This window comes from Klebsiella quasipneumoniae subsp. quasipneumoniae, assembly GCF_020525925.1.
GTDB classification, from domain to species: Bacteria; Pseudomonadota; Gammaproteobacteria; order Enterobacterales; family Enterobacteriaceae; genus Klebsiella; species Klebsiella quasipneumoniae.
This window is the reverse complement of record NZ_CP084876.1, coordinates 1,368,145-1,392,802: the sequence shown is the minus strand read 5'-3', so window position 1 is coordinate 1,392,802 and position 24,658 is coordinate 1,368,145. Positions and strand designations below refer to the sequence as shown.

Below are 24,658 nucleotides of genomic sequence, written 5' to 3'. Positions count from 1 at the left end.
GCAAAGCTTAGCTGAAAGCGGCTGGCAAATAAGGTGATGAAATCGGATGAGGAGCGAACAGCTTGGCACACTTTGTTAATGGAAAACAGCACAAATGACGCCCGGCAGTTGCGCCGCCACCTGACGCCGCAGGAGCGCCGCCTGTGGCACCAGCTGCGCGATCGCCGTTTTGCCAGCTACAAGTTTCGCCGCCAGCAACCCGCCGGACCCTATATTCAAGATTTTGCCAGGTGATTGAGCTCGCCGGCGGCCAGCATGACAGCCGGACTGAATACGATGCCCGGCGCACAACATGGCTTAAGCAGCAGGGCTGGACCGTTTTACGCTTCTGGAATAACAAGTATGACCGGAACGAAACCGGCGTGCTGCAGGTGATCCTGCGCACGCTCGAGGAACTCTCCCCCTCACCCCGGCCCGCTCCCTCACGGAGAGGGTTAGGGTGAGGGGAAAGCATTACAGCGCCTGAATACGCTCCAGGGACGGCGCGAAGTAATAGCCGCCGGTCACCGGTTTGGTGAAGCGCAGCATCGCGTCGCGTTTGCCGTCGGTATCGCCGAACATGCTCAGCAGCTGCTGCTCGATGTTGTACAGACGCGCGCAGTAGGCGCAAAAATAGAGGCCATGGGTACCGCTGGCGGTGCCATACGGCAGGCTCTGGCGGACGATTTTCAGCCCTTTGCCATCTTCTTTTAAGTCAACGCGGCTCAGGTGAGACGTGACCGGACGTGCGTCGCCATCGATCTCTTCGTTGGCATCCTTGGTGCGGCCAATCATCATCTCCTGATCCGGCACGCTCATGCGGTTCAGCTGTTTGAGATTATGCTCCCAGCGCTGGACGAATACGTAGCTGCCGCCCGCGTCCACGCCGTCTTTGATCACCGCCACTTCACGACGGGTTTCTTCCCCCGCCGGGTTTTCGGTGCCGTCGACGAAGCCGCTGAGGTCACGCTCTTCCACCCAGCGGAAGCCGTGGATCTCTTCTTTCACCTCGATAGCGTCGCCAAAGGCGGCCAGCGCGGCCTGCGCCACCGAGAAGTTCACTTCATGGCGGGCGGATAAAATATGAATCAGCAGGTCATACTGGGTGGATGGCGCCAGCCCTTTGCCGTAGACCGGAAAATCTTTTAACTCCTCCGCCCCTTCGCCGCCGCTCAGCTGACGCCAGACGGTATTGCCGAACGCCACCACCGCACCGAGTTTAGCGTCGGGGAATTTAGCCTGGAAGGTGGCCACGTTATCGACAAAATTTTTGCTCGCTTCGCGCAGGGCGTTAACGTCCCCTTTGATATTGGCTTCAATCCAAATCGCCGCGCGGCAATGTTCCGGCAAAATGCCGCTCTGAACCTGAGACATCGCTCCTCCTGAAATGATGCAACTACAACGCTGTCGCGTTGCTAACGCGCCATTGTAACCGTTTTTCAGGGCCGTCGTGTCTCTTCAGATCAATTTAGCGACGCCAGATAATTTTGCTGACCTTCCAGTTTTTCAGCGTATCGTCGGAGGGCATCAGCTCGTCCGGGCCGCTCCAGTGACCGGTGAAGGCGTAGCTGATATGCTGGCTCCCCTCGGCCTGACACTCGACGACCGCGCCATTGTCATTGCTGCCTTTCTGGCAGTTGCCGAAGGCTTTGCTGTACAGGTCGCTGAACGGTGTGCCGATTTTCACGCCGCTGGCGGTTTTGATTTCGGCATCGCGGACGTCAATCCGGCTGATGGCGCCGTTGTCGCCATTGATGGTCAGCGCCACGCTGTTGTCTTTCAGCGCTTCAAAGTAGTGGACGATATTCCCCTTATCGGTCTTCATTCCGCTGCGCAAACGGTAGTCGCTCCCCAGCGCATCGCTAATGGCCTGTTCGTTGAGCGGTGTGGACGCCGTCAGTTTCCCCACCCCCTGCTCGGTCACCTCGGTGGAAGAACCAAACCAGTTCCACGGATAGGCCGCCGACCAGTTGACCGCGCTCATCGTTGAGCAGCCGGTCAGCGCCAGCGGAAGCGCGCAGAGCATTACACGTAGCGATTTCATATCACAATCCTTTCTGAGTCATTCAACGCATGTTGGAGTTCACGATCGGCAAAAAGTGCCATTAAAAGGTGGTCTGGCGAAAACAGGCGCCGAGGCGACGGCTGGTCGCCAGCCACCACAGGGCATAACCATCCGCCGCCAGCAGTCCGATGGTCAGCGAGGAGGGAGATTCGCCGCTCAGCCATAGCATCGGCTGCCACAGCAACAGCAGCACTTGCGATAACACCAGCAGCCAGCGCATCGCCCGCCACAGGCGCGGCAGGCGCTGACGATAGCCGCTAAGCAGAAAGGCCAGCACCGCCGGCACGCCGGGGAGTAGACCGAGCCAGAAGCGGTCGTGATCGGGATAGAACAGATTTAGAATCGCGTCGCCCTGCTGACGCGACGCGCCGGCCATCAAGAACAGCACCCAGGTGCGGGCCTGTAACAACAGCACGCACCAGAAAAGGAAAGGCAGACGCAGACGGCCATGGGCATCAAAATCGGCGGGGATAAACTCAGTATTCTTCATCTTCAATCAGGCGTTTGCCCAGGGTCAGGACATCGGCGTACTCATAGCCCAGCCGCTCGTACATCCCCTGCACCACGTCGTTGTCCTCGCGGACCATAATATTGATTTTCGGGCAGCCGCGAGCAATCAGCTTTTTCTCCAGACGGTTGAGCAGCGCGTTCGCGATCCCCCGACCGCGATATTCAGGATGGACGCCCAGATAGTAGGCCGACCCGCGATGGCCGTCATATCCGCCCATCACCGTACCGACGACTTCGCCGTTCACTTCCGCCACCAGGAACAGGCTGACATCGTGATTCAGCTTGCGCTCAATATCCATCTCCGGATCGTTCCAGGGACGCAGCAGATCGCAACGCTCCCACAGCGTCACAACCTCTTCGAAATCCTGCTGGCGAAAAACGCGAATCTCCATGGTATTCCCCACCATTGACGGTTAAAAACAGTGATTATGGCGCGAATATGACTGATAGCCAATATCAGGCGAAATCAGCGACAAAAAATGGCATAATATGACTTTGTCATGTATTGAAATGAAAAGTAAAACAATTCTTATTTTGAATGGTCGTAACGGCAAACGCGATACGATATAACATTGGACATCACTTGTTTACAATTCAGGCCGAATGAGCACTTTTAAACCTTTAAAAATACTTGCTTCGCGCCGTCAGGTGCTGAAAGCCGGGCTGGCTGCCATGACGCTGAGCGGCGTTACTGCACAGGTCAGCGCAAAAGAGCAGCCACTGAAAACATCAAATGGACACAGCAAACCCGCCGCCAAAAAGGCCGGCGCTCGCCGCATTGTGATGCTCGACCCGGGCCACGGCGGCATCGACACCGGGGCTATCGGCCATAACGGCTCGAAAGAGAAGCATGTGGTGCTGGCGATCGCTAAGAACGTGCGCAGCATCTTGCGCAGCAACGGCATTGATGCCCGCCTGACCCGCACCGGCGATACCTTTATCCCGCTGTATGACCGCGTGGAGATTGCCCATCAGCACGGCGCCGATCTGTTTATGTCGATCCACGCCGATGGCTTCACCAACCCGAGCGCTGCCGGCGCCTCGGTGTTCGCTCTGTCAAACCGCGGCGCCAGTAGCGCCATGGCGAAATACCTCTCCGATCGCGAAAACCGCGCCGACGAGGTCGCCGGTAAGAAAGCGACGGATAAAGACCATCTGCTGCAGCAGGTGCTGTTCGATCTGGTACAGACCGACACCATTAAAAACAGCCTGACGCTGGGCTCGCATATCCTGAAAAAGATCAAGCCGGTGCATAAGCTGCACAGCCGCAATACCGAACAGGCGGCGTTCGTGGTGCTGAAGTCGCCGTCTATACCGTCCGTGCTGGTGGAAACCTCGTTCATTACGAACCCGAACGAGGAAAAACTGCTCGGCACCACCGCCTTCCGGCAGAAAATCGCCACCGCGATTGCCAACGGCATTATCAGCTATTTCCACTGGTTCGATAACCAGAAAGCCCATTCGAAGAGACGTTAATGAAACCCGATGCCGCGCAGGTTAAAACTTTTCTGCTCCAGCTGCAGGACAGCCTCTGTCAGCAGCTAAGCGCCGTGGATGGCGCGCCGTTTATTGAAGACGCCTGGCGGCGGGAAGGTGGCGGCGGCGGACGCAGCCGGGTGCTGCGCGACGGCAATGTGTTCGAGCAGGCGGGGGTCAACTTTTCCCATGTCCATGGCGACGCCATGCCAGCCTCCGCCACCGCCCACCGCCCGGAGCTGGCCGGACGCAGCTTTGAAGCCATGGGCGTCTCGCTGGTGGTCCATCCGCTGAACCCCTATGTGCCCACCAGCCACGCCAACGTGCGGTTCTTTATTGCCGAAAAGCCTGGCGCCGAGCCGGTGTGGTGGTTCGGCGGCGGCTTTGATTTAACCCCCTACTACGGCTTTGAAGAGGATGCCGTCCACTGGCATCGTACCGCCCGCGATCTGTGTCTGCCGTTCGGCGAAGCCGTCTATCCGCGCTATAAAAAATGGTGCGATGAGTATTTCTATCTGAAGCACCGCCAGGAACAGCGCGGGATTGGCGGTCTGTTCTTTGACGACCTGAACACCCCGGATTTTGACCACTGCTTCGCCTTTATGCAGGCAGTGGGTAACGGTTACGCTGACGCCTATTTACCCATCGTCGAACGCCGAAAAGCCACGCCGTACGGCGAGCGTGAGCGCCATTTTCAGCTCTATCGCCGCGGCCGCTACGTCGAATTCAATCTGGTCTGGGACCGTGGCACCCTGTTCGGTCTGCAGACCGGCGGTAGGACGGAATCTATTCTGATGTCGATGCCGCCGCTGGTGCGCTGGGAATATGATTACCAGCCGGAGGCCGGCAGCCCTGAGGCGGCGCTGAACGAGTTTATTAAAGTGAAAGCCTGGATCTGAGCGACGCCAAATCAGAGCAAAAAGCCCCGGAGTACCGGGGCTTTTTTATGACGTTTACAGCGGTTCGGTTTGCGCTTCGACAACCGCCAGCGCCACCATATTCACGATGCGACGCACAGAGGCGATCGGCGTCAGGATATGCACCGGCTTCGCTACCCCCATCAGCACCGGCCCGACGGTGACCCCTTCCGAACTGGAGACGCGCAGCAGGTTATAGCTGATCCGTGCGGCTTCCATATTCGGCATCACCAGAATATTGGCCGACCCCTTCAGCGGGCTGTCCGGCATGCGATCGTTGCGAATGCTTTCCACCAGCGCGGCGTCGCCATGCATTTCGCCATCGATCATCAGCTCCGGCGCGCGCGCCTTCACCAGCTCAAGGGTTCTGCGCATCTTGCTGGCGGACGGGCAGTCGGCAGAGCCAAAGTTGGAATGCGACAGCAACGCCACCCGCGGTTCGATACCAAAGCGACGCACGCTTTCCGCCGCCATCAGGGTGATCTCCGCCAGCTCTTCCGGCGATGGATCGTGATTGACATAGGTGTCGGCGATAAAGGTGTTGCCGCTCGGCAGCAGCAGCGCGTTCATCGCCCCAGCGGTGCTGACGCCGTCGCGATAGCCGAACAGCGGCTGCACCACGCGGTAGTGGTCGTGGTACTCGCCAATGGTGCCGCAGATCATCGCATCCGCTTCGCCACGGTGAACCATGATGGCGCCAATCACCGTGGTGTTGCTAATCACCGCCCGCTGCGCCTGCTCCTGGGTAATGCCGCGGCGTTTCATCAGCTGGTAGTACTCGCTCCAGTACTCTTTAAACCGCGGGTCGGATTCATTATTGACGATCTCGAAGTCAACGCCGGCCTTGATCTGCAGGCCCAGCTTCTGGATGCGCATTTCAATCACGCTCGGGCGCCCCACCAGAATCGGTTTGGCCAGCCCCAGCGACACCAGCTCCTGGGTGGCGTGCAGCACCCGGGTCTCCTCCCCTTCCGCCAGCACCACGCGCTTCGGCTCTTTGCGCGCCTGAGAGAAGATAGGCTTCATAAACAGGTTGGTCTTATAGACGAACTCGCTCAGCTTCTCGATATAGGCGTCAAAATCGGCGATCGGGCGCGTCGCCACGCCGGAGTCCATCGCCGCCTTCGCCACCGCGGGGGCGATCTTGACGATCAGCCGCGGATCGAACGGTTTCGGAATAATATAGTCCGGGCCAAAGCTTAAATCCTGATCGCCGTAGGCGGAGGCCACCACTTCGCTCTGCTCGGCGTGGGCCAGCTCGGCAATGGCATGCACCGCCGCCAGCTTCATCTCTTCGTTGATCGCCGTCGCGCCGACGTCCAGCGCGCCGCGGAAGATGAACGGGAAGCAGAGGACGTTGTTGACCTGGTTAGGGTAGTCGGAGCGGCCGGTGCAGATGATGGCGTCATCGCGGACCTGCTTCGCCAGCGGCGGCAGAATTTCCGGCTCCGGGTTGGCCAGGGCGAGGATCAGCGGCGCGCGCGCCATCTTCTTCACCATCTCCGGGGTCAGCACTTTCGGACCGGAGCAGCCGAGGAAAATGTCCGCGCCGTCGATCACGTCATCGAGGGTGCGTTTGCCGTCGTCTTCCACCGCGTAGGCCGCTTTGGTTTCCGCCATGTTCGGCTCACGATCCTTATAGATAACGCCTTTCGAATCGCAGACCACGATGTTGTGCTTTTGCATCCCCAGCGCCACCAGCAGGTTCATGCAGGCGATAGCCGCCGCCCCCGCGCCGGAGACCACCATCCGCACGTCGGACAGATTCTTCTCAACGACGCGCAGGCCGTTGAGGATCGCCGCGGTGCTGATGATCGCCGTGCCGTGCTGATCGTCATGGAACACCGGAATATTCATCCGCTCGCGCAGCTGCTGCTCAATGTAGAAACACTCCGGCGCTTTAATATCTTCGAGGTTGATGCCGCCGAAGGTCGGCTCGAGGGCGGCGACGACGTTAATAAATTTGTCCGGGTCCAGCTCATCGACTTCGATATCAAACACATCGATGCCGGCAAATTTCTTAAACAGGACGCCTTTGCCCTCCATTACCGGTTTGCCGGCCAGGGCACCGATGTTGCCAAGCCCCAGCACCGCAGTGCCGTTGGAGACGACCGCCACCAGGTTGCCGCGGGCGGTATATTTGTAAGCCGCCAGCGGATCTTTTTCGATTTCCAGACAGGGGGCCGCGACGCCCGGCGAGTAGGCCAGCGCCAGATCGCGCTGGGTGGCGAGAGGTTTGGTCGGCGAGACCTGGATTTTTCCGGGAACCGGAAATTCGTGGAAGTCGAGGGCGCTCTGTTTTAACTGCTCATCCATTTTATATTCCTTTCTTTCACGTATCGTTCGTAGGGAAAAAGCGTGATGACCATCCTGTCGTTCACCTTTCAGTGGCAGACAGTATCCCTCCTGGCGGGGCGATAAACTTTGAACACCGCCAAACTCTGGCCATCGCTATGATCTGGTTGTTATCAATTTATAGCGGTTATGTTACCCGGATTCGCCGCCAATAATAGCCCCGTCTGCTATGCTTTTTGGTTATGTACCTCATCAATATTTATACCGCATACCGGCAAGCACTCATGTAACACCTTGTTCCAGGAGGACTTATCCATGAATCAGCTAGACAGTATTAAGCAGTTCACCACCGTGGTCGCCGACAGCGGCGACATCGAATCCATCCGCCACTACCATCCGGAAGATGCCACCACCAACCCCTCCCTGCTGCTGAAGGCCGCCGGGCTGGCGTCCTATAGCGGACTCATCGACGACGCGATCGCCTGGGCCAAAAAGCAAGGAGGCAGCCGCGAAGCGCAGGTAACTCACGCCTGCGATAAGCTGGCGGTCAATTTTGGCGCGGAGATCCTCAAAAGCATTCCTGGCCGTGTCTCCACCGAGGTGGACGCCCGGCTCTCCTTCAACCGGGAGAAGAGTATCGAGAAGGCGCGCCATCTGGTGGCGCTGTATCAGGAGATGGGCATTGATAAGTCACGGATCCTGATCAAGCTGGCCTCCACCTGGGAGGGGATCCGCGCCGCCGAAACGCTGGAAAAAGAGGGGATCCACTGCAACCTGACGCTGCTGTTTTCCTTCGCCCAGGCCCGGGCCTGCGCCGAAGCCGGGGTCTATCTGATCTCCCCTTTCGTCGGGCGTATTTATGACTGGTATCAGGCGCGCAAACCGCTGGATCCTTACGTGGTTGAGGAAGATCCAGGAGTGAAATCCGTGCGCAATATCTATGACTACTTCAAACAGCATAAATACAACACCATCGTGATGGGCGCCAGCTTCCGCCGCACCGAGCAGATCCTCGCCCTGGTCGGCTGCGACCGCCTGACCATCGCCCCGCCTTTATTAAAAGAGCTGCAGGCCAGCGACGCCCCGGTGGTGCGCAAACTGATCCCTGCCAGCCAGATCCTGCCGCGCCCGGTGCCGCTCAGCGAGGCGGAGTTCCGCTGGGAACATAATCAGGATCCTATGGCGGTCGAAAAGCTGGCGGAGGGTATCCGCCTGTTCGCCGTCGATCAACGCAAACTGGAAGATCTGCTTGCCGCCAAACTGTCACTTTAGTCTCACGGAGAAAACTATGTCCCGAAGAGAGCTTGCCAACGCCATCCGCGCCCTGAGTATGGACGCGGTGCAGAAAGCCAATTCCGGCCACCCCGGTGCGCCAATGGGGATGGCAGATATTGCCGAAGTGCTGTGGAACGATTTTCTTAAGCACAATCCGCAGAACCCTGGCTGGGTGGACCGCGACCGCTTTATTCTGTCCAACGGCCACGCGTCGATGCTGCTCTACAGTCTGCTGCACCTGACCGGCTACGATCTGCCGCTGTCAGAGCTGAAGCAGTTCCGCCAGCTGCACTCTAAAACGCCGGGTCACCCGGAGCATGGCTATACCCCCGGGGTGGAGACCACCACAGGCCCGCTGGGCCAGGGGCTGGCGAACGCCGTCGGTATGGCCATTGCCGAACGCACCCTGGCGGCGCAGTTTAACCGCCCCGGTCATGAGATTATCGACCATCACTCCTGGGTTTTCATGGGCGATGGCTGTCTGATGGAGGGGATCTCCCATGAAGCCTGTTCGCTGGCAGGCACGCTCGGACTGGGCAAGCTGATCGGTTTTTACGATCACAACGGCATCTCCATTGACGGCAAAACCGAAGGCTGGTTTTCCGACGATACAGCGGAACGCTTCCGCGCCTACCACTGGCATGTGATCGGCGATATCGACGGCCACGATCCGCAGGCCATCAAACAAGCCATTACGGAAGCGCAGGCGGTGAAAGATAAGCCGTCGCTGATCATCTGTCGGACCATCATCGGCTTCGGTTCGCCCAACAAAGCCGGCTCAGAGGAGTCGCACGGCGCGGCGCTGGGTGAAAAAGAGGTGGCCCTGGCCCGCCAGCAGCTGGGCTGGAAATATCCGCCCTTTGAGATCCCGAAAGAGATCTATCAGGGCTGGGATGCGCGGCCACGCGGCGAAAAAGCCGAGCACGCCTGGAACGAGAAATTCGCCGCCTACCAGCAGCAGTTCCCGGAACTGGCCGCTGAGCTGACCCGTCGCATGGCAGGCGCCCTGCCGGAGGATTTTGCCGCGACGGCGCGTGACTACGTGGCGAAGCTGCAGGCCGAGCCGGCGAAGATCGCCAGCCGTAAAGCCTCGCAGAATGCGCTGAACGCGTACGGGCCGCACCTCCCGGAGCTGCTGGGCGGTTCGGCGGATCTCGCGCCGAGTAACCTGACCATCTGGTCTGGCTCGACATCGATTAAAGAGGATGCCGCCGGCAACTATATTCACTACGGCGTGCGCGAATTCGGCATGACCGCGGTGGCCAACGGCATCGCCCTGCACGGGGGCTTCATTCCCTATACCTCGACCTTTCTGATGTTTGTGGAATACGCCCGCAACGCCGCGCGCATGGCGGCCCTGATGAAGGCCCGGCAGATCATGGTCTATACCCATGACTCCATCGGTCTTGGGGAGGACGGTCCGACCCACCAGGCGGTGGAACAGCTGGCCAGTCTGCGGCTGACGCCCAACTTCAGCACCTGGCGCCCTTGCGACCAGGTGGAGACCGCCGTCGCCTGGCAGGCGGCCATCGCGCGTCAGGGCGGACCGACGGCGCTGATCTTGTCGCGACAAAACCTGGCGCAGATGCCGCGTACCCCGCAACAGGTTCAGGATATCGCCCGGGGCGGCTACGTGCTGAAGGATGCCGGCGGCAAACCCGACCTGATCCTCATCGCCACCGGCTCGGAAGTGGAAATCACCGTCCTGGCGGCGGAAAAACTGTTGGCCAACGGAGTGAATGTGCGGGTGGTTTCGCTCCCCTCCACCGACGTGTTTGATGCTCAGGACGAGGCCTGGCGCGAGTCGGTGCTGCCGTCGGACGTCAGCGCCCGGGTGGCCGTCGAGGCCGGGATAGCGGACTACTGGTATAAATATGTCGGCTTAAAAGGCAAGATCGTCGGCATGACCGGCTACGGTGAATCCGCCCCGGCGGAGCAGCTGTTCCCGTTCTTTGGCTTTACGGTCGACCGTATCGTCGCCACCGCCGAACAGGTGCTTAACGGGTGATCCACAGCGTGGGCCAGGCATCTGGCCCCTGCCAGTTGTCGCACGTCGGCTGCTGTGCGTAACGGGAGAGGCTGAACCGCTGGCCGTCAAAACGCCAGCGGGTCTGGATCCCGCAATCGCCAGACGCGCGCCCCTTGTCCAGGGTCACCAGCTCATGACGACGGTCATCATAGCTGGCGTTAATCAGCTCAATCTCCCGCGGCGCCTCGCCGGGCGGCTGAAATGGCAGCGTCAGCCGCACCTGACGGGCGACATACGGGCGCTGGCGGGAGACCAGCCAGGCCAGCCAGACGGTGTTGTACGCCCCGGATTCACAGCTGGTCATCAGCAGCACTTTGTCATCCGTCAGCGCAGTGACGCGAATTTCGCGGCGGAACGGATCGAGGGAGCAGTTGCTGTTGCTCATCCGCTCATTGCCGTAATCCATCAGATCGTTGAGTTCATCACGTCCCAGCGGCGACTGCGCCGTGACCGCGCTCGCCACCGCGCGCAGCGCCGGCGCCGGCGGTACGCTGAGCGGCGGCTCCTCCCCTTTGCCGACCCAGGCCGTTTCGCTGCCCACCCGCTTTTGCCGGGCATCGATAAATAACAGGGCCGCTTTTAGCCCCTGCAGGGAGATGGTCTGCAGGCCGTTGGCCAGCGAGAGGGTTTTTCCCTCCTGGACCCGCTGAAGGAAGGCATCGATCGTCACGCTGTCGTCGGTTTTAATGAGTTTATCTTCAATGCGCCAGCGCTTGTCGGTCAGGGACAGCGGTTTACCATCCAGCAGCAGGCGCGGCGCTATCGGCGCGAGCGTCGCCACCGGATTGCCGGTGCCGCCCAGTTCGATACGCAGGCTGGCGTCAGTAGCGGCCCCGGCGCTGCGGCTGAGGGTCATCACCAGACCATAATGCAGCCCCACGTTGCGGGTGACGCAGAAATTTTGGTTATTACAGGTGACCTGCCAGTCGTTGAAGCGCTGCTGCGCCGGTGCCGACCATGCCTGTGAGCAAGGCAGCACCGCCAGAAAGAGGAAAAAAATGATGCGAAAAAGCATGAACCGCCCGACCCCAGATAAACCCGACCACGGCGCCTATCCTGGACAACGGCAGCCGCTGACTCAATCGGATTTGTCAGAGTTCCCCGACATCAGGCCGGAGGTTTGCAGATACTGCAGCAGAATGACCGCTTTCCCGTCGCGGATCTCCCCATCAGCGACCATCTGTAGCGCCTGGCTAAAGGGCAGCTCCAGCACCTCGATGGCTTCGTCATCCACCCCGCCGCCGCTGGTGGTTCGCTGGGCGTCGCTGTACTCGGCGATAAAGAAATGCACCACTTCGGTGACGCCGCCTGGCGACATAAACAGCTCAAACAGCTTTCGCACCTCGCCCACTTCATAGCCGGTCTCTTCCACCGCCTCTTTCCGAATGCAGGCCTCCGGCTCGTCGTTGTCCAGCAGCCCGGCGCAGGTTTCAATCAGCATGCCGTCATGATTACCATTGACCCAAGTGGCGACCCGGAACTGACGCACCAGGACCACCGTCTGCTTATGGCGGTTATACAGCAGCACGGTGGCGCCATTGCCGCGATCGTAGACCTCGCGTTTGTGGCGCACGACGCTGCCGTCCGCCCGCGTCAGCTCATAGGTCATGTTGCGTAGTACGAACCAGTTCTCAGAGAGGATTTTATCTTTAATGACGTGAATATTGAGTGACATACCGACCCCACAGCGTAAAAGGACGCCCTCATACTACGCTGCGGAGCCGGGTTTGTCGTCAGTGAAGCGGCGTCGTTTTCAGCCCCAGATAGTCAAGGATCCCCTGCGCCGCGTGACGGCCTTCCGCCATCGCCGTTACCACCAGGTCGGCGCCGCGTACGGCATCGCCGCCGGCAAAGATCTTCTCCTGACTGGTCTGATAACGGTAACGGCTCTCCACTCCGGCTTTTATCCGCCCCTGGCTGTCCAGCGCCACCCCGGCCGCTTCCAGCCAGGGCATGCGGTGCGGGTGGAAGCCAAAGGCCATGATCACCGCCTCTGCCGGCATAACAAACTCGCTGCCGGGGATCGGCGTCGGGCGGCGTCTTCCGCCGGCGTCCGGAGCGCCAAGCTCGGTGCGCAAAAAGCGAACCCCGTTCACCCGTCCGTTCTCGTCCAGCTCAAGCGTCACCGGCTGGACATTAAACTCAAAGAGCGCCCCCTCTTCGCGGGCGTTTTTGACCTCTTTTTTCGAGCCCGGCATGTTGGCTTCATCCCGCCGATAGGCGCAAGTCACCTGGCGGGCGCCATGGCGCAGCGCGGTGCGCACGCAGTCCATCGCCGTATCGCCGCCGCCCAGCACCACCACGTTCAGCCCGGCGGTGTTGACATAAGGCTCCTGCGCCGATTCCGTCAGCCCCATCACCTGTTTGGTGTTGGCGATAAGAAACGGCAGCGCATCGTAGACCCCGGGCGCCTCTTCATTCGGCAGGCCGGCCTTCATGGAGCGATAGGTTCCGGCGCCGACGAACACCGTGTCATACTCAGCCAGCAGCGTCGCCAGGGGGATATCTTTCCCCACCTCGCAGTTGAGCTCAAAGTGGACGCCCATCTCGCAGAAAATCGCCCGCCGCCGGGCCAACAGTGACTTATCCAGCTTGAACGCCGGAATGCCGAAGGTCAGCAGGCCGCCGATCTCCGGATGACGGTCAAAGACCACCGGCTGTACGCCGTGGCGCACCAGCACATCGGCGCAGGCCAGCCCGGCCGGTCCGGCGCCGATAATCGCCACCCGTTTGCCGCTCGGCTTAACCTGCGAGAGGTCCGGACGCCAGCCGCTGGCCAGCGCCTGGTCGGATATAAATCGCTCAATATTGCCGATGGTGACCGCGCCGCTTTCATCGCGCAGGGTGCAGGCGCCCTCACACAGCCGGTCCTGAGGGCAGACGCGGCCGGTGATCTCCGGCAGACAGTTGGTCTGATGGGACAGGGCGACCGCGGCGGCGATATCCCCTGCCTTCACCAGCTCGACCCACTGCGGAATGTGGTTATGCAGTGGACAGGTCCATTCACAGATGCTGTGTTCTCCACATTTCAGGCAGCGGGCGGCCTGCTGCCGGGCCTGCGTCGGGGTGAACGGCTGATAGATCTCCTCAAAGTGGCTCTTACGCGCCTCCGCCGCCAGCTTATCCGGCTCTCCGCGCGGCGGCGTCATCGCCATTTGCCTGGCCTTCTCGCCAGCGTCGGGCTGCCTGGCGGGGGCCGCGCCGCGCTGCCACGGCTGCGCCTCCTGGCAGGCCGATCGCAGACGCCGCTGCCTGGCCAGCGTGGTCAATGTCTCATCGTCGGCGAGGCTCAGCGCCTGCGCCGGACAGTTTTCCACACAGGCCGGTCCCGCCTCGCGGCCCGCGCACAGATCGCATTTTTGCGCGCTGGTTTTCACCTGGCCTGCGGCCTGCGGCGTGACCACGACCTGCATCACCCCGAACGGGCAGGCCACCATGCAGGATTTACAGCCAATGCATTTCTCCTGACAGACCTGAACGCTGTCGCCAGTCTGGGCGATGGCGCCGTTGGGGCAGCTGCGGAGGCAGGGGGCGTCTTCGCAGTGGCGGCAGGTGATGGCGTTACGCTGCCCTTCTGCTTTAATCACGGTGATACGGGGCAAAAAGCGCTGCGGGGTCAGCGCATGTTGCTCCTCGTTATGCGCCATTACGCAGGCCACTTCGCAGGCCTGGCAACCGATACATTTTCGGCTATCGCTCAATATAAAGTGGTTCATGGCTTCCTTTTGTCTTATTGGTGAATAACCCCTTAATGCGCATGCCTATTTATTACCCGACAAGACGAGGCCGGAACAATGTTCATTTGCCCAAGATACCCTTTTTCTGGAAAGAATCCGTTTTGGATCAATTTTTTTGACTTAAATGAAATCAGGTTTCACACCGGCAAGGAATAATGCGTCCCCGGGTGCTGCGGGCGAAGCGGAGTGGCCGACCCGGCGGCAGGAAAGTTCGATGTTTCTTTACGATACGGCAAAAGCAACATGATAAATTACACTATCTCCTTAATTTCTCCACGATTGCCGGAGGCGCTGGGGCTAAAGTGGCACAGGCTGTGCAATAACAAGAACATGTGCATATGAGGTTTTTATTCTGATGGCGAATTTCTTTATCGATCGCCCCATTTTTGCGTGGGTGCTGGCAATCCTGTTATGCCTGACGGGCACCCTTGCCATTTTGTCGCTACCGGTTGAACAGTATCCCGATCTGGCCCCGCCGAATGTGCGGGTCACGGCCAACTATCCCGGCGCTTCCGCGCAAACCCTGGAGAATACCGTCACCCAGGTTATCGAACAGAATATGACCGGCCTCGATAACCTGATGTATATGTCATCCCAGAGCAGCGCCACCGGCCAGGCGACCATCACCCTCAGTTTTACCGCCGGTACCGACCCGGACGAAGCCGTGCAGCAGGTGCAAAACCAGCTGCAGTCGGCGATGCGTAAACTGCCGCAGGCGGTGCAAAACCAGGGGGTAACGGTGCGCAAGACTGGCGATACCAATATCCTGACCCTCGCCTTCGTCTCCACCGACGGCAGTATGGATAAACAGGATATCGCCGACTACGTCGCCAGTAACATTCAGGACCCGCTCAGCCGCGTCAACGGCGTAGGGGATATCGACGCCTACGGCTCGCAATACTCAATGCGCATCTGGCTCGATCCGGCAAAGCTCAATAGCTTCCAGCTGACCACCAAGGATGTTACCGACGCCATCAGTTCGCAGAACGCCCAGATTGCCGTCGGCCAGCTCGGCGGCACGCCTTCCGTCGATAAGCAGGCGCTGAACGCCACCATCAACTCGCAATCTCTGCTGCAAACCCCGGAACAGTTTCGCAATATCACCCTGCGCGTCAATCAGGATGGTTCAGAAGTGACCCTCGGCGATGTCGCTACCGTGGAGATGGGGGCGGAGAAGTACGACTATCTTAGCCGCTATAACCGCCAGGCCGCCTCTGGCCTGGGAATTAAGCTCGCCTCCGGCGCCAACGAAATGGCCACCGCGGAGCGCGTGATCGCTCGCCTCAATGAGCTGTCGCAGTATTTCCCGCACGGGCTGGAATATAAAGTCGCCTACGAGACCACCTCCTTCGTGAAGGCTTCCATTACCGACGTGGTGAAAACCCTGCTGGAGGCGATCCTGCTGGTTTTCCTCGTGATGTATCTGTTCCTGCAGAACTTCCGCGCCACCCTGATCCCGACCATCGCCGTGCCGGTGGTGCTGATGGGCACCTTCGCGGTGCTTTATGCCTGTGGCTACAGCATCAACACCCTGACGATGTTCGCGATGGTGCTGGCTATCGGCCTGCTGGTGGATGACGCCATCGTGGTGGTGGAAAACGTTGAGCGCATCATGAGCGAGGAAGGCCTGTCGCCGCGGGAAGCCACCCGCAAATCGATGGGACAAATTCAGGGCGCGCTGGTGGGGATCGCGATGGTGCTGTCGGCGGTGTTTGTGCCGATGGCCTTCTTCGGCGGCACCACCGGCGCTATCTATCGCCAGTTCTCAATTACTATCGTCGCGGCGATGGTCCTCTCGGTGCTGGTGGCCATGATCCTCACCCCGGCCCTTTGCGCTACCCTGCTCAAACCGGTTAAGCCAGGTGAATCTCATGAGAGAAAAGGCTTCTTCGGCTGGTTCAACCGCACCTTTAACCGCAGCGCCAGCCGCTATGAAACCTTCGTCGGCAAAATTCTTCATCGCTCACTGCGCTGGATGCTGATCTACGTCGTTCTGCTCGGCGGGATGGTGTTCCTGTTCCTGCATCTGCCCACCTCATTCCTGCCGCTGGAGGATCGGGGGATGTTCACCACCTCGGTACAGTTGCCGAGCGGCAGCACCCAACAGCAGACGCTGAAAGTGGTGCAGAAAGCGGAAGATTACTTCCTCATTAACGAGAAGCAAAACGTGGAGTCGGTGTTCGCTACCGTTGGCTCCGGCCCCGGCGGCAACGGGCAGAACGTAGCCCGTATGTTCGTGCGCCTCAAAGACTGGGACCAGCGCGATCCGCAAACCGGCTCCTCCTTTGCCATTATTGAACGCGCCACCAAAGCGTTTAATCAGATCAACGAAGCCCGGGTCATCGCCAGCAGCCCGCCGGCGATCAGCGGCCTCGGCAGTTCGGCAGGCTTCGATATGGAGCTGGAAGATCACGCCGGTAAGGGGCACGATGCGCTGATGGCGGCGCGCGATACGCTGCTTGAGCTGGCGGGTAAAAACCCGCTGTTGACCCGGGTCCGGCATAACGGGCTCGACGACAGCCCGCAGCTGCAGGTCGATATCGATCAGCGTAAAGCTCAGGCGCTGGGCGTCTCCATTGACGACATCAACGATACGCTGCAAACCGCGTGGGGGTCGAGCTACGTCAACGACTTTATGGATCGCGGGAGGGTGAAGAAAGTCTACGTCCAGGCGGCGGCGAAATATCGAATGCTGCCTGACGATATCAATCTCTGGTACGTCCGCAACAGCAGCGGCACGATGGTGCCGTTCTCGGCCTTCGCCACCTCGCGCTGGGAAACCGGCTCGCCGCGTCTGGAGCGCTACAATGGCTATTCGGCGGTGGAGATCGTCGGTGAGGCGGCGCCGGGCATCAGTACCGGTACCGCGATGGACATGATGGAGAAACTGGCCGCGCAGCTGCCAACCGGCTTTGGCCTCGAATGGACCGCCATGTCCTATCAGGAACGCCTCTCCGGCGCTCAGGCGCCGGCCCTGTACGCGATTTCTCTGCTGGTGGTGTTCCTGTGCCTGGCGGCGCTGTACGAGAGCTGGTCGGTGCCGTTCTCGGTGATGCTGGTGGTCCCGCTCGGGGTGATTGGCGCCCTGCTGGCGACCTGGATGCGCGGCCTGGAGAATGACGTTTACTTCCAGGTGGGCCTGTTGACGGTGATCGGCCTGTCGGCGAAAAACGCCATTCTGATCGTCGAGTTCGCCAATGAGCTCAACGAGAAAGGCCAGGATCTGCTCAGCGCCACGCTGTCGGCCTGCCGTCAGCGCCTGCGCCCCATTCTGATGACCTCGCTGGCGTTTATCTTCGGCGTCCTGCCGATGGCCACCAGCACCGGAGCCGGCTCCGGCAGCCAGCATGCGGTCGGTACCGGGGTGATGGGCGGGATGATCTCCGCCACCGTGCTGGCCATCTTTTTCGTACCGCTGTTCTTTGTGCTGGTGCGCCGCCGCTTTCCGCTGAAGGAGCGTCCGCAATAAACCGTCGGGCGTCGGCGGCGAGCCGGAATAACAGAAAAGGCGACCTGGATGGTCGCCTTCTTTATGTGTTCAGAACCATGACGCGCTTATTTACGTCGCGTTATTCCCCTGCTCACATTGCGGAAATTTATTTACGAAGCATGCCTTCAATAAAATCTTTCCAGTTCCCCAGTTCATGTTCAATCATAATAGCCTCTCTTATTATTATGGTCGATTCTATATAACTTCATTGCTGATGGGAAGTTGTGCTCCCCTATTGCTCTGATTGTCTTGTGGACCGCTGACAGAGATAAAACCTCTGGTTGCCGCCACTATGCCGTCTCGTATGTAAAAATTATGTGACGCAGAGCACCATCAGGCAACATTTTCGTAATATTGTTAGTGCCCTCACATCATGCCCGCGACTGGGCGAATTTTAATCATCCTAAAACATGGCATAAGATACCCGGTAAAAAGTTATATTTATTCATCTGAATCACGTATTATTTCAATAAGGCTTATATATTCGGAAATATCTGAGTTAACCGCTTAATTGAATGTTAAAGGTTTATCTATGCTCACCATGTACGGAATTAAAAACTGCGATACCATTAAAAAAGCCCGCCGCTGGCTGGAAGCGCATCAGATTGACTATCGCTTCCATGACTACCGCGCCGATGGCCTCGACCGCGCGCAACTGGATACCTTTATTGCCGAACTGGGCTGGCAGGCGCTGCTGAACACCCGCGGCACCACCTGGCGCAAGCTGGACGAATCGCTGCGCAATAGCATCGATAATGCCGATGCCGCCGCCGCATTGATGCTGGAAATGCCGGCGATTATCAAACGCCCATTGCTCTGCGCGCCCGGTCGTCCTATGCTGCTGGGTTTTAGTGAAGCAAGTTATCAGCAGTTTAACGAGGTATAGTCTATGTCTTGCCCGGTCATTGAGCTGGCTCAGCAGCTTATTCGCCGCCCTTCCCTTAGCCCCGATGATGCGGGATGCCAGGCGTTAATGATTGAACGCCTGCGTGCGATCGGCTTTACCGTTGAACCGATGGATTTCGGCGATACGCAGAACTTCTGGGCCTGGCGCGGCCACGGCGAGACGCTGGCCTTCGCCGGCCACACCGACGTGGTCCCGGCAGGCGACGCCGACCGCTGGATCAATCCGCCGTTCGAACCCACCATCCGCGACGGGATGCTGTTTGGCCGCGGGGCGGCGGATATGAAAGGCTCGCTGGCGGCGATGGTGGTTGCCGCTGAGCGTTTTGTCGCGCAGTACCCGAACCACCGGGGCCGGCTGGCGTTTTTGATTACCTCTGATGAAGAGGCCAGCGCCAAAAACGGCACCGTCAAAGTGGTGGAGACGCTGATGGCGCGTAACGAGCGTCTGGACTACTGTCTGGTCGGCGAACCCTCCAGTACCGAAGTGGTCGGCGATGTGGTGAAAAACGGCCGTCGCGGCTCGCTGACCTGCAATCTGACCATTCACGGCGTACAGGGCCATGTCGCCTATCCGCACCTTGCCGATAACCCCGTCCATCGCGCGGCGCCGATGCTGGCGGAGCTGGTCACTATCGAGTGGGATAAAGGCAATGAATACTTCCCGCCGACCAGCATGCAGATTGCCAACGTGCAGTCCGGCACCGGCAGCAACAACGTGATCCCTGGCGATATGTTCGTCCAGTTCAACTTCCGCTTCAGTACGGAACTGACGGACGAGATGATCAAAGCCCGGGTGGTCGCCCTGCTGGAAAAATACCAGCTGCGTTACAGCGTGGAGTGGTGGCTCTCCGGCCAACCGTTCCTCACCGGACGGGGCAAGCTGGTGGATGCGGTCGTCAACGCGATTGAGCACTATAATGAGATCAAACCGCAGCTGTTAACCAACGGCGGCACCTCAGACGGACGGTTTATCGCGCGCATGGGGGCGCAGGTGGTAGAGCTGGGCCCGGTGAACGCCACGATTCACAAAATTAATGAATGTGTGAACGCCGCCGACCTGCAGCTGCTGGCGCGGATGTATCAACGCGTAATGGAACAGCTGGTCGCCTGACGTACTGACGTAAAGAGGAAGCGCGCATGGAATGGCTTATTAAACACTGGTGGATTCTGGTGCTGGTCTTTTTGGTGGGGGTAATTATCAACGTGATTAAAGATCTGAACCGCGTTGACCACAAAAAATTCCTCAACAACAAACCCGATCTGCCGCCGCACCGTGATTTTAACGATAAATGGGACGATGACGACGACTGGCCGAAGCACGACCAGTCTAAGAAACCGTAAGTTTGCCTTTATCGCGGTACCGCCCGCCTGTAACCCCGGCCGCCGGGGTTACAGCATTTCGATGATATCGTCCCCTTTCGGCGTACTGCCGCTCAGCGCCTCATCAAAATAGTGCTTCGGCACGGTATAGCGCAGTCGCTCAATCGCGAACTGCATGCTGCGATCGTCGATGGCATGCCCCAGATCGTCAACAATATCTAAGGTCACGTCGCCCCCCGCCTGCAACAACGCCTCCTGAGCCGACACCGCCCACGCCAGATCGATAACCCGATCGTCACCACCGTGGATCAGGTGAATGGTGGTGGCCGTCGTTGCAGTGACCGGCAGCGTCGCGTAGCGGCCATTAAAAGCGATCACCCGCGAAGCCAGATCCGGCGCCGCTTTGATGCTCTCCAGCGACATGATCGCCCCCTGAGAGAAGCCGATCAGCGCGGTGGCCAGCGGGCTGACGCCGCTCTTTTCCTGCCAGTAGCGCACAATGTCAATAAAGGTCGGCATAATGGCGTCGATACGCTGCTGACGATTCTCTTCCGTCACTCCCTGCACCGAAAACCACTGCCGGCCGTTGGGACCGCAAGGCTCCACCCCGCCAATGCTAACGATCAGCGCATCAGGAAACTGCGGCGCGAACCAGCTGCCAATTTGCCCCATGGAGACCGGGTTATCCCCCACGCCATGAAACAGCAGCAACAGCTGTTGCGCAGGCGTCGCAGGGCTTTGAACAATAAAATGATCGTGTTTCATGGCTGTCTCCTTTGTGTATGCGGGCAGTGTACGCCGCTCGCCAGATATGACCATGCCATTTAACTGAATGAGTTAGTTAAAAAAATTGCAGGTGCGCTACCTGCTGACGCAGCGCCTCAGCGCGCGCTGCATCGAGGAAGCGCAAGGCGTCAGCGGCCTCCTGACGCCATCTCGCCAGCAGAGCTTTACGCCCTGTTAGCTGCAGCGCGGCGCAGAGTTCGGCCTCTTCTTCCCCCTGCAGGCGCCCGCGCAGCGCCGGCAACGGCATGTCGACCTGCATCAGCAGACGATTGAGGCAACCCAGCGCCGCAGCCAGCGGGCGATGGGCGAAGGCAAAGCTGGCCGCTTCCAGCCAGTCCTCCTCACTAAGCATAGCCCCTGAAACGGCCGGCAGCGGCGCGGGCGCGTCCCGCCACGGGCGCAGCCAGTATTCATCGCGTTGTAGCCGCTGTGCCTCCCGCTGCGCGAGCTGATGCCCCGCTGCAGTCAGCGGGAACAGAGCCATCGCGGTATAGCATCCGCTGCTGGCCTCGCGATGAGTGCCCAGCCGCACGAGGATAAACCCGCAGCGTTGCCAGAAGCGCCACAGCTCAGGGGTATAGCCAAAGCTGACGGAGAGATAGTCATAACCTGCGGCATCGGCGGCGATATCCGCGATCATCTGCTGCCCCAGCCCTTCGCGCTGGCGGGCGGGGTGGACGGCGATCCGACTGACCCGCAGCCCGCGCAGCGTCGCCGCCAGGGGACTGCCGCCATGCGCCGCCAGCGACTGGGCGACCAGGTTCCCTCGCGGCCGGCGAAAACCCGCCCACACCGCCCGGCTGAGTTCAGGAGAAAGTCCCCCCTCGGCCACCAGCCACAGCGCGCCCGCCACCGCGCCGCCGGCGCGTGCGCAGCGGAAAGCCTGGCCCGGCGCGTCCATCATGCGCCGCAGATCGAGAGGAGAAGTGCGGTAATGCGCCCCGGACAACAGCTGGTACATCGCCTCCGGCAGCGCCGGCCGCGTTTGCCAGCTGGACTGATCGACCTCTTCCACGGCAACCTCCCCCGTCGGCGCATCGCAAAATGCCTCATCGCTGAAGATCAGCAGCTGACTGATGGCTGACTCCAGCGGGCAGCCCACTGCCCAGCGGATCGGCGCGCTCAGGCTGAACGACTGCAGATGGGGCAGGCTGGCGCAAAATTTCAGCAGGAACCCGCGCCCGGTGCCCTCATAACCCTGCACCGTCGTGGTGAGTAGCGTGCGGGGAAAACGGCTTACCAGCTGCCGGAGAAGCGGAGCCGGAATGGCCGCGGCCTCATCGACAATCAGCCAGGACGCCGTTTCTTTCGACGACAGCAGCGCATCAGGCGCCATAAAGCGAAACGCCTCGCCGGCAAAGCTCGCCAGCACATCGACGGCGCTGCGGGTCGGGGCGGTAACGATGGCCTCGCCCGCGAGCTGGCGCAGCAACATGCCCGCGAGGGCGGATTTGCCACGCCCTCGTTCAGCCGTCACCGCCGCGATACCGGGCGGTAGACGCAACAATTGCGCAAGGATCACCGCCTGTTCGGCCAGCGGGTGACCCTCGGCGGGATGCCAGTCAGGGCGCGGGACGGCCAGCGGGAGCCGCGGCGAGTCCGACTGCCGCCAGAGCAGCACATCGGGGTCGGCGATAAACTGCCGACAGCAGCGGAGAACAAAGTGGGGGGTAGAGATCGGGTCGGGCGTATCGCTCCAGCGCAGGGAGTCCTCATCCACCCGGGACGGCCAGTCGGCGAAGGGGGGCGTCAGCAGCACCAGCCAGCTTCCCGCCCGCAGGGTACCGCTCAGGGCCGCCAGGGCGGCTACATCAAATCCGCGCCGGGCATCGAAAAAGGCGTGCATGACTTCCCGCCCCAGCAGCGTCTTCAGGGCGCCAGGCGCCACCCCGGGCGCGAAAACCGGCTCGGGGCCCACCCACAGGCCATCGCCGGCGAGCCTCTCCCGCAGCGCCTGCGCCTGCTGCAGCGTCCAGGCCTCGTCGCCGCTGAGTACCAGCAGGCGGCGAATTCCCTCCCGCGCCATCTGCGCGGTGAGGTCAAGCAGCGCGTCCATCATCGGTGGCGATTACAGGGCGCTGCCGAAGGTGTTGCACTGCGCCGGGTCGCCGCTGTCGAAACCGCGTTTGAACCAGGTGTAGCGCTGTTTTGACGTGCCGTGGGTAAAGCTGTCCGGTACCACCCGACCCTGGCTCTGCTGCTGCAGACGGTCATCGCCGATGGCCTCGGCGGCGTTCAGCGCCTCCTGCAGATCGCCGGTTTCCAGAATATCCTGCTGCTGCATATTATGGCCCCAGACGCCGGCGAAGCAGTCTGCCTGCAGCTCCATCTTAACCGACAGCCGGTTGGCTTCGGCCTCGGTGGCATGCTGCTGTTGCTGGCGGACTTTCGGCTCAATGCCCAGCAGTTTTTGTACGTGATGACCCACTTCATGGGCAATGACGTACCCCTGGGCAAAGTCGCCGTCGGCGCCCAGTTTATTTTTCATCTCATCGTAGAATGACAGGTCGATATAGACCGTGCTGTCGGCAGGACAGTAGAACGGCCCCATCACCGACTGGCCGGTACCGCAGCCAGTACGGGTCGCGCCGCGGTAGAGCACCAGCTTTGGCTGGGGGTACTGGCGGCCCATCTTTTCAAAGATCGGTCCCCAGGTATCTTCGGTGGTGGCCAGGATCACCGAAGTAAACTTCGCCGCTTCATCGTCTTTTGGACTGATGGAGCGCTGCGTGGAGGTCTGCTGCTGCGGCATCGGTTCGCCGGTCAGCATGCCGGTCAAATCCACGCCGTAATAGCCCGCCACCAGCACAATAATCAGCAGCACAATGCCGCCCTTCCCGCTCGGCAGCCGGAAGCCGCCGCCCCCGCCGCCAAACGGCGAGCCCGATTGACCGCGTCGATCTTCAACATTGTCGCTTTCGCGACGCCCTTGCCAGCGCATAAGCACCTCATTCCCTGTTATGTATCAATAGCAGAGATCGTAGGCGGTTCAGCGCAGGATTACCACAGGAAACAGCAAGAGACGCCAGAAGATGAGACCATCTTCTGGCGGCGGGCGAGTTAGTCGAGCTTAACGCCCAGGCGGTGAGCCACTTCTTCGTAGGCTTCGATCAGGCCGCCAAGGCTCTGGCGGAAGCGGTCTTTGTCCATTTTATCAAGGGTGTTTTTGTCCCACAGGCGGCTGCCGTCCGGCGAAAACTCATCGCCCAGCACCACTTCGCCTTTGAACAGACCAAACTCCAGCTTAAAGTCCACCAGAATCAGACCGGCGTCATCGAACAATTTTTTCAGCACGTCGTTAGCTTTGTAGGTCAGCTCGCGCATCCGCGCCAGATTCTCTTTGCTCACCCAGCCGAAGGTTTCGCAGTAGGAGTCGTTGACCATCGGATCGTGCATGGCATCGTTTTTCAGGAACAGATCGAACAGCGGCGGATTCAGCTCGATACCTTCTTCAATGCCTAAACGTTTTACCAGCGAGCCTGCCGCACGGTTACGCACCACACACTCCACCGGCACCATATCCAGTTTTTTCACCAGGCATTCGGTATCGGAGAGCAGCGCTTCCATCTGGGTAGGGATGCCCGCTTCTGCCAGTTTGCTCATAATGAAGTGGTTGAACTTGTTATTCACCATGCCTTTACGATCGAACTGCTCGATGCGCGCGCCATCACCTGCTGACGTATCGTTACGGAATTCCAGTACCAGCAGGTCCGGATTATCGGTGCTGTATACTGTCTTCGCCTTACCACGATACAACTCAGCTTGCTTTTTCATCTTTCACTACTCCAGTGATATTGAGCCTAAAAATACGTTTCCACCTATACACAAAATCATTCAAAGTGCATCGAGGCGGCAACTGAGCGAATCCCCAGG

At 59.9% G+C, this 24,658-nt stretch carries 21 protein-coding genes and 1 pseudogene; 9 read left to right on the top strand and 13 right to left on the bottom strand.

Annotated elements, in window-relative coordinates; translation table 11 throughout:
• Positions 1-78: 78 nt before the first annotated feature.
• A pseudogene (locus tag LGM20_RS06900) lies at positions 79-443 on the top strand (DUF559 domain-containing protein).
• A 10-nt stretch (positions 444-453) separates the two neighbouring features.
• Here LGM20_RS06900 and LGM20_RS06895 read toward each other — a convergent pair.
• The 4 genes from LGM20_RS06895 to LGM20_RS06880 form a co-directional block, all read right to left on the bottom strand.
• Entirely contained in the window at positions 454-1,353 is a 900-nt protein-coding gene (locus tag LGM20_RS06895; RefSeq protein ID WP_023290600.1) for a Dyp-type peroxidase, read from the bottom strand.
• Positions 1,354-1,447: 94 nt separating this feature from the next.
• Positions 1,448-2,023, bottom strand: coding sequence for an RpoE-regulated lipoprotein (locus tag LGM20_RS06890; RefSeq protein WP_023290601.1), 576 nt, complete (start codon positions 2,021-2,023; stop codon positions 1,448-1,450).
• A gap of 61 nt (positions 2,024-2,084) precedes the next feature.
• Positions 2,085-2,534 (bottom strand): DUF2919 domain-containing protein, encoded by a 450-nt coding sequence (locus LGM20_RS06885; protein ID WP_032453690.1) that lies wholly within the window; start codon positions 2,532-2,534, stop codon positions 2,085-2,087.
• Positions 2,521-2,946, bottom strand: a complete 426-nt coding sequence (locus LGM20_RS06880; protein ID WP_002913637.1) for a GNAT family acetyltransferase — start codon at positions 2,944-2,946, stop codon at positions 2,521-2,523. Before LGM20_RS06880 ends, LGM20_RS06885 begins: the two co-directional genes overlap by 14 nt.
• Positions 2,947-3,157: 211 nt before the next feature.
• Here LGM20_RS06880 and amiA point away from each other — a divergent pair, with 211 nt between their 5' ends.
• Positions 3,158-4,030: an N-acetylmuramoyl-L-alanine amidase AmiA gene (amiA, locus tag LGM20_RS06875; RefSeq protein ID WP_004201984.1), complete on the top strand. Its 873-nt coding sequence runs from the start codon at positions 3,158-3,160 to the stop codon at positions 4,028-4,030.
• Entirely contained in the window at positions 4,030-4,929 is a 900-nt protein-coding gene (gene hemF, locus LGM20_RS06870; RefSeq protein ID WP_044524317.1) for an oxygen-dependent coproporphyrinogen oxidase, read from the top strand. Before amiA ends, hemF begins: the two co-directional genes overlap by 1 nt.
• A 54-nt stretch (positions 4,930-4,983) precedes the next feature.
• On the opposite strand, the gene maeB is transcribed toward hemF, so the two are convergent.
• Entirely contained in the window at positions 4,984-7,263 is a 2,280-nt protein-coding gene (maeB, locus tag LGM20_RS06865; protein ID WP_023290604.1) for an NADP-dependent oxaloacetate-decarboxylating malate dehydrogenase, read from the bottom strand.
• A gap of 294 nt (positions 7,264-7,557) precedes the next feature.
• Between maeB and tal the strand changes: the two genes are divergently transcribed.
• Complete coding sequence (tal, locus tag LGM20_RS06860) at positions 7,558-8,514, top strand: transaldolase (RefSeq protein ID WP_023290605.1); 957 nt, start codon at positions 7,558-7,560, stop codon at positions 8,512-8,514.
• A gap of 16 nt (positions 8,515-8,530) precedes the next feature.
• Positions 8,531-10,525 carry a transketolase gene (gene tkt, locus LGM20_RS06855; protein WP_044524318.1) on the top strand — a complete coding sequence of 665 codons (1,995 nt, stop codon included), beginning with the start codon at positions 8,531-8,533 and terminating at the stop codon, positions 10,523-10,525.
• Here tkt and LGM20_RS06850 read toward each other — a convergent pair.
• The 3 genes from LGM20_RS06850 to aegA form a co-directional block, all read right to left on the bottom strand.
• Positions 10,515-11,561 (bottom strand): DUF1176 domain-containing protein, encoded by a 1,047-nt coding sequence (locus tag LGM20_RS06850; RefSeq protein WP_023290607.1) that lies wholly within the window; start codon positions 11,559-11,561, stop codon positions 10,515-10,517. The two genes, tkt and LGM20_RS06850, sit on opposite strands and share 11 nt — an antisense overlap.
• Before the next feature lie 63 nt (positions 11,562-11,624).
• Positions 11,625-12,221 carry a GDP-mannose pyrophosphatase NudK gene (gene nudK / locus LGM20_RS06845; RefSeq protein ID WP_002913754.1) on the bottom strand — a complete coding sequence of 199 codons (597 nt, stop codon included), beginning with the start codon at positions 12,219-12,221 and terminating at the stop codon, positions 11,625-11,627.
• 58 nt (positions 12,222-12,279) lie between these two features.
• Positions 12,280-14,262 (bottom strand): formate-dependent uric acid utilization protein AegA, encoded by a 1,983-nt coding sequence (gene aegA, locus LGM20_RS06840; RefSeq protein ID WP_044524321.1) that lies wholly within the window; start codon positions 14,260-14,262, stop codon positions 12,280-12,282.
• A gap of 376 nt (positions 14,263-14,638) precedes the next feature.
• Between aegA and acrD the strand changes: the two genes are divergently transcribed.
• Positions 14,639-17,752 carry a multidrug efflux RND transporter permease AcrD gene (gene acrD / locus LGM20_RS06835; RefSeq protein WP_044524325.1) on the top strand — a complete coding sequence of 1,038 codons (3,114 nt, stop codon included), beginning with the start codon at positions 14,639-14,641 and terminating at the stop codon, positions 17,750-17,752.
• 127 nt (positions 17,753-17,879) lie between these two features.
• Here acrD and ypfM read toward each other — a convergent pair whose 3' ends face one another.
• On the bottom strand, positions 17,880-17,939 hold the full coding sequence (gene ypfM, locus LGM20_RS06830; RefSeq protein ID WP_100181659.1) for a protein YpfM: 60 nt from the start codon (positions 17,937-17,939) through the stop codon (positions 17,880-17,882).
• A gap of 366 nt (positions 17,940-18,305) precedes the next feature.
• Between ypfM and LGM20_RS06825 the strand changes: the two genes are divergently transcribed.
• Genes LGM20_RS06825 through LGM20_RS06815 form a run of 3 tightly spaced genes read left to right on the top strand, consistent with a single transcriptional unit; the run spans position 18,306 to position 20,020 of the window.
• Positions 18,306-18,659 (top strand): ArsC family reductase, encoded by a 354-nt coding sequence (locus LGM20_RS06825; RefSeq protein ID WP_023290610.1) that lies wholly within the window; start codon positions 18,306-18,308, stop codon positions 18,657-18,659.
• Positions 18,660-18,662: 3 nt separating this feature from the next.
• Positions 18,663-19,790, top strand: coding sequence for a succinyl-diaminopimelate desuccinylase (gene dapE, locus LGM20_RS06820; protein WP_023290611.1), 1,128 nt, complete (start codon positions 18,663-18,665; stop codon positions 19,788-19,790).
• 26 nt (positions 19,791-19,816) lie between these two features.
• Positions 19,817-20,020 (top strand): YpfN family protein, encoded by a 204-nt coding sequence (locus LGM20_RS06815; protein WP_002913768.1) that lies wholly within the window; start codon positions 19,817-19,819, stop codon positions 20,018-20,020.
• A gap of 48 nt (positions 20,021-20,068) precedes the next feature.
• Here LGM20_RS06815 and ypfH read toward each other — a convergent pair whose 3' ends face one another.
• The 4 genes from ypfH to purC form a co-directional block, all read right to left on the bottom strand.
• Complete coding sequence (gene ypfH, locus LGM20_RS06810; protein WP_023290612.1) at positions 20,069-20,764, bottom strand: esterase; 696 nt, start codon at positions 20,762-20,764, stop codon at positions 20,069-20,071.
• A 76-nt stretch (positions 20,765-20,840) separates the two neighbouring features.
• Positions 20,841-22,844, bottom strand: coding sequence for a tRNA(Met) cytidine acetyltransferase TmcA (locus tag LGM20_RS06805; protein ID WP_044524327.1), 2,004 nt, complete (start codon positions 22,842-22,844; stop codon positions 20,841-20,843).
• 9 nt (positions 22,845-22,853) lie between these two features.
• Positions 22,854-23,726 carry a KPN_02809 family neutral zinc metallopeptidase gene (ypfJ, locus tag LGM20_RS06800; RefSeq protein WP_023290614.1) on the bottom strand — a complete coding sequence of 291 codons (873 nt, stop codon included), beginning with the start codon at positions 23,724-23,726 and terminating at the stop codon, positions 22,854-22,856.
• A 119-nt stretch (positions 23,727-23,845) separates the two neighbouring features.
• Positions 23,846-24,559, bottom strand: coding sequence for a phosphoribosylaminoimidazolesuccinocarboxamide synthase (gene purC / locus LGM20_RS06795; RefSeq protein WP_002913801.1), 714 nt, complete (start codon positions 24,557-24,559; stop codon positions 23,846-23,848).
• Positions 24,560-24,658 lie beyond the last annotated feature (99 nt).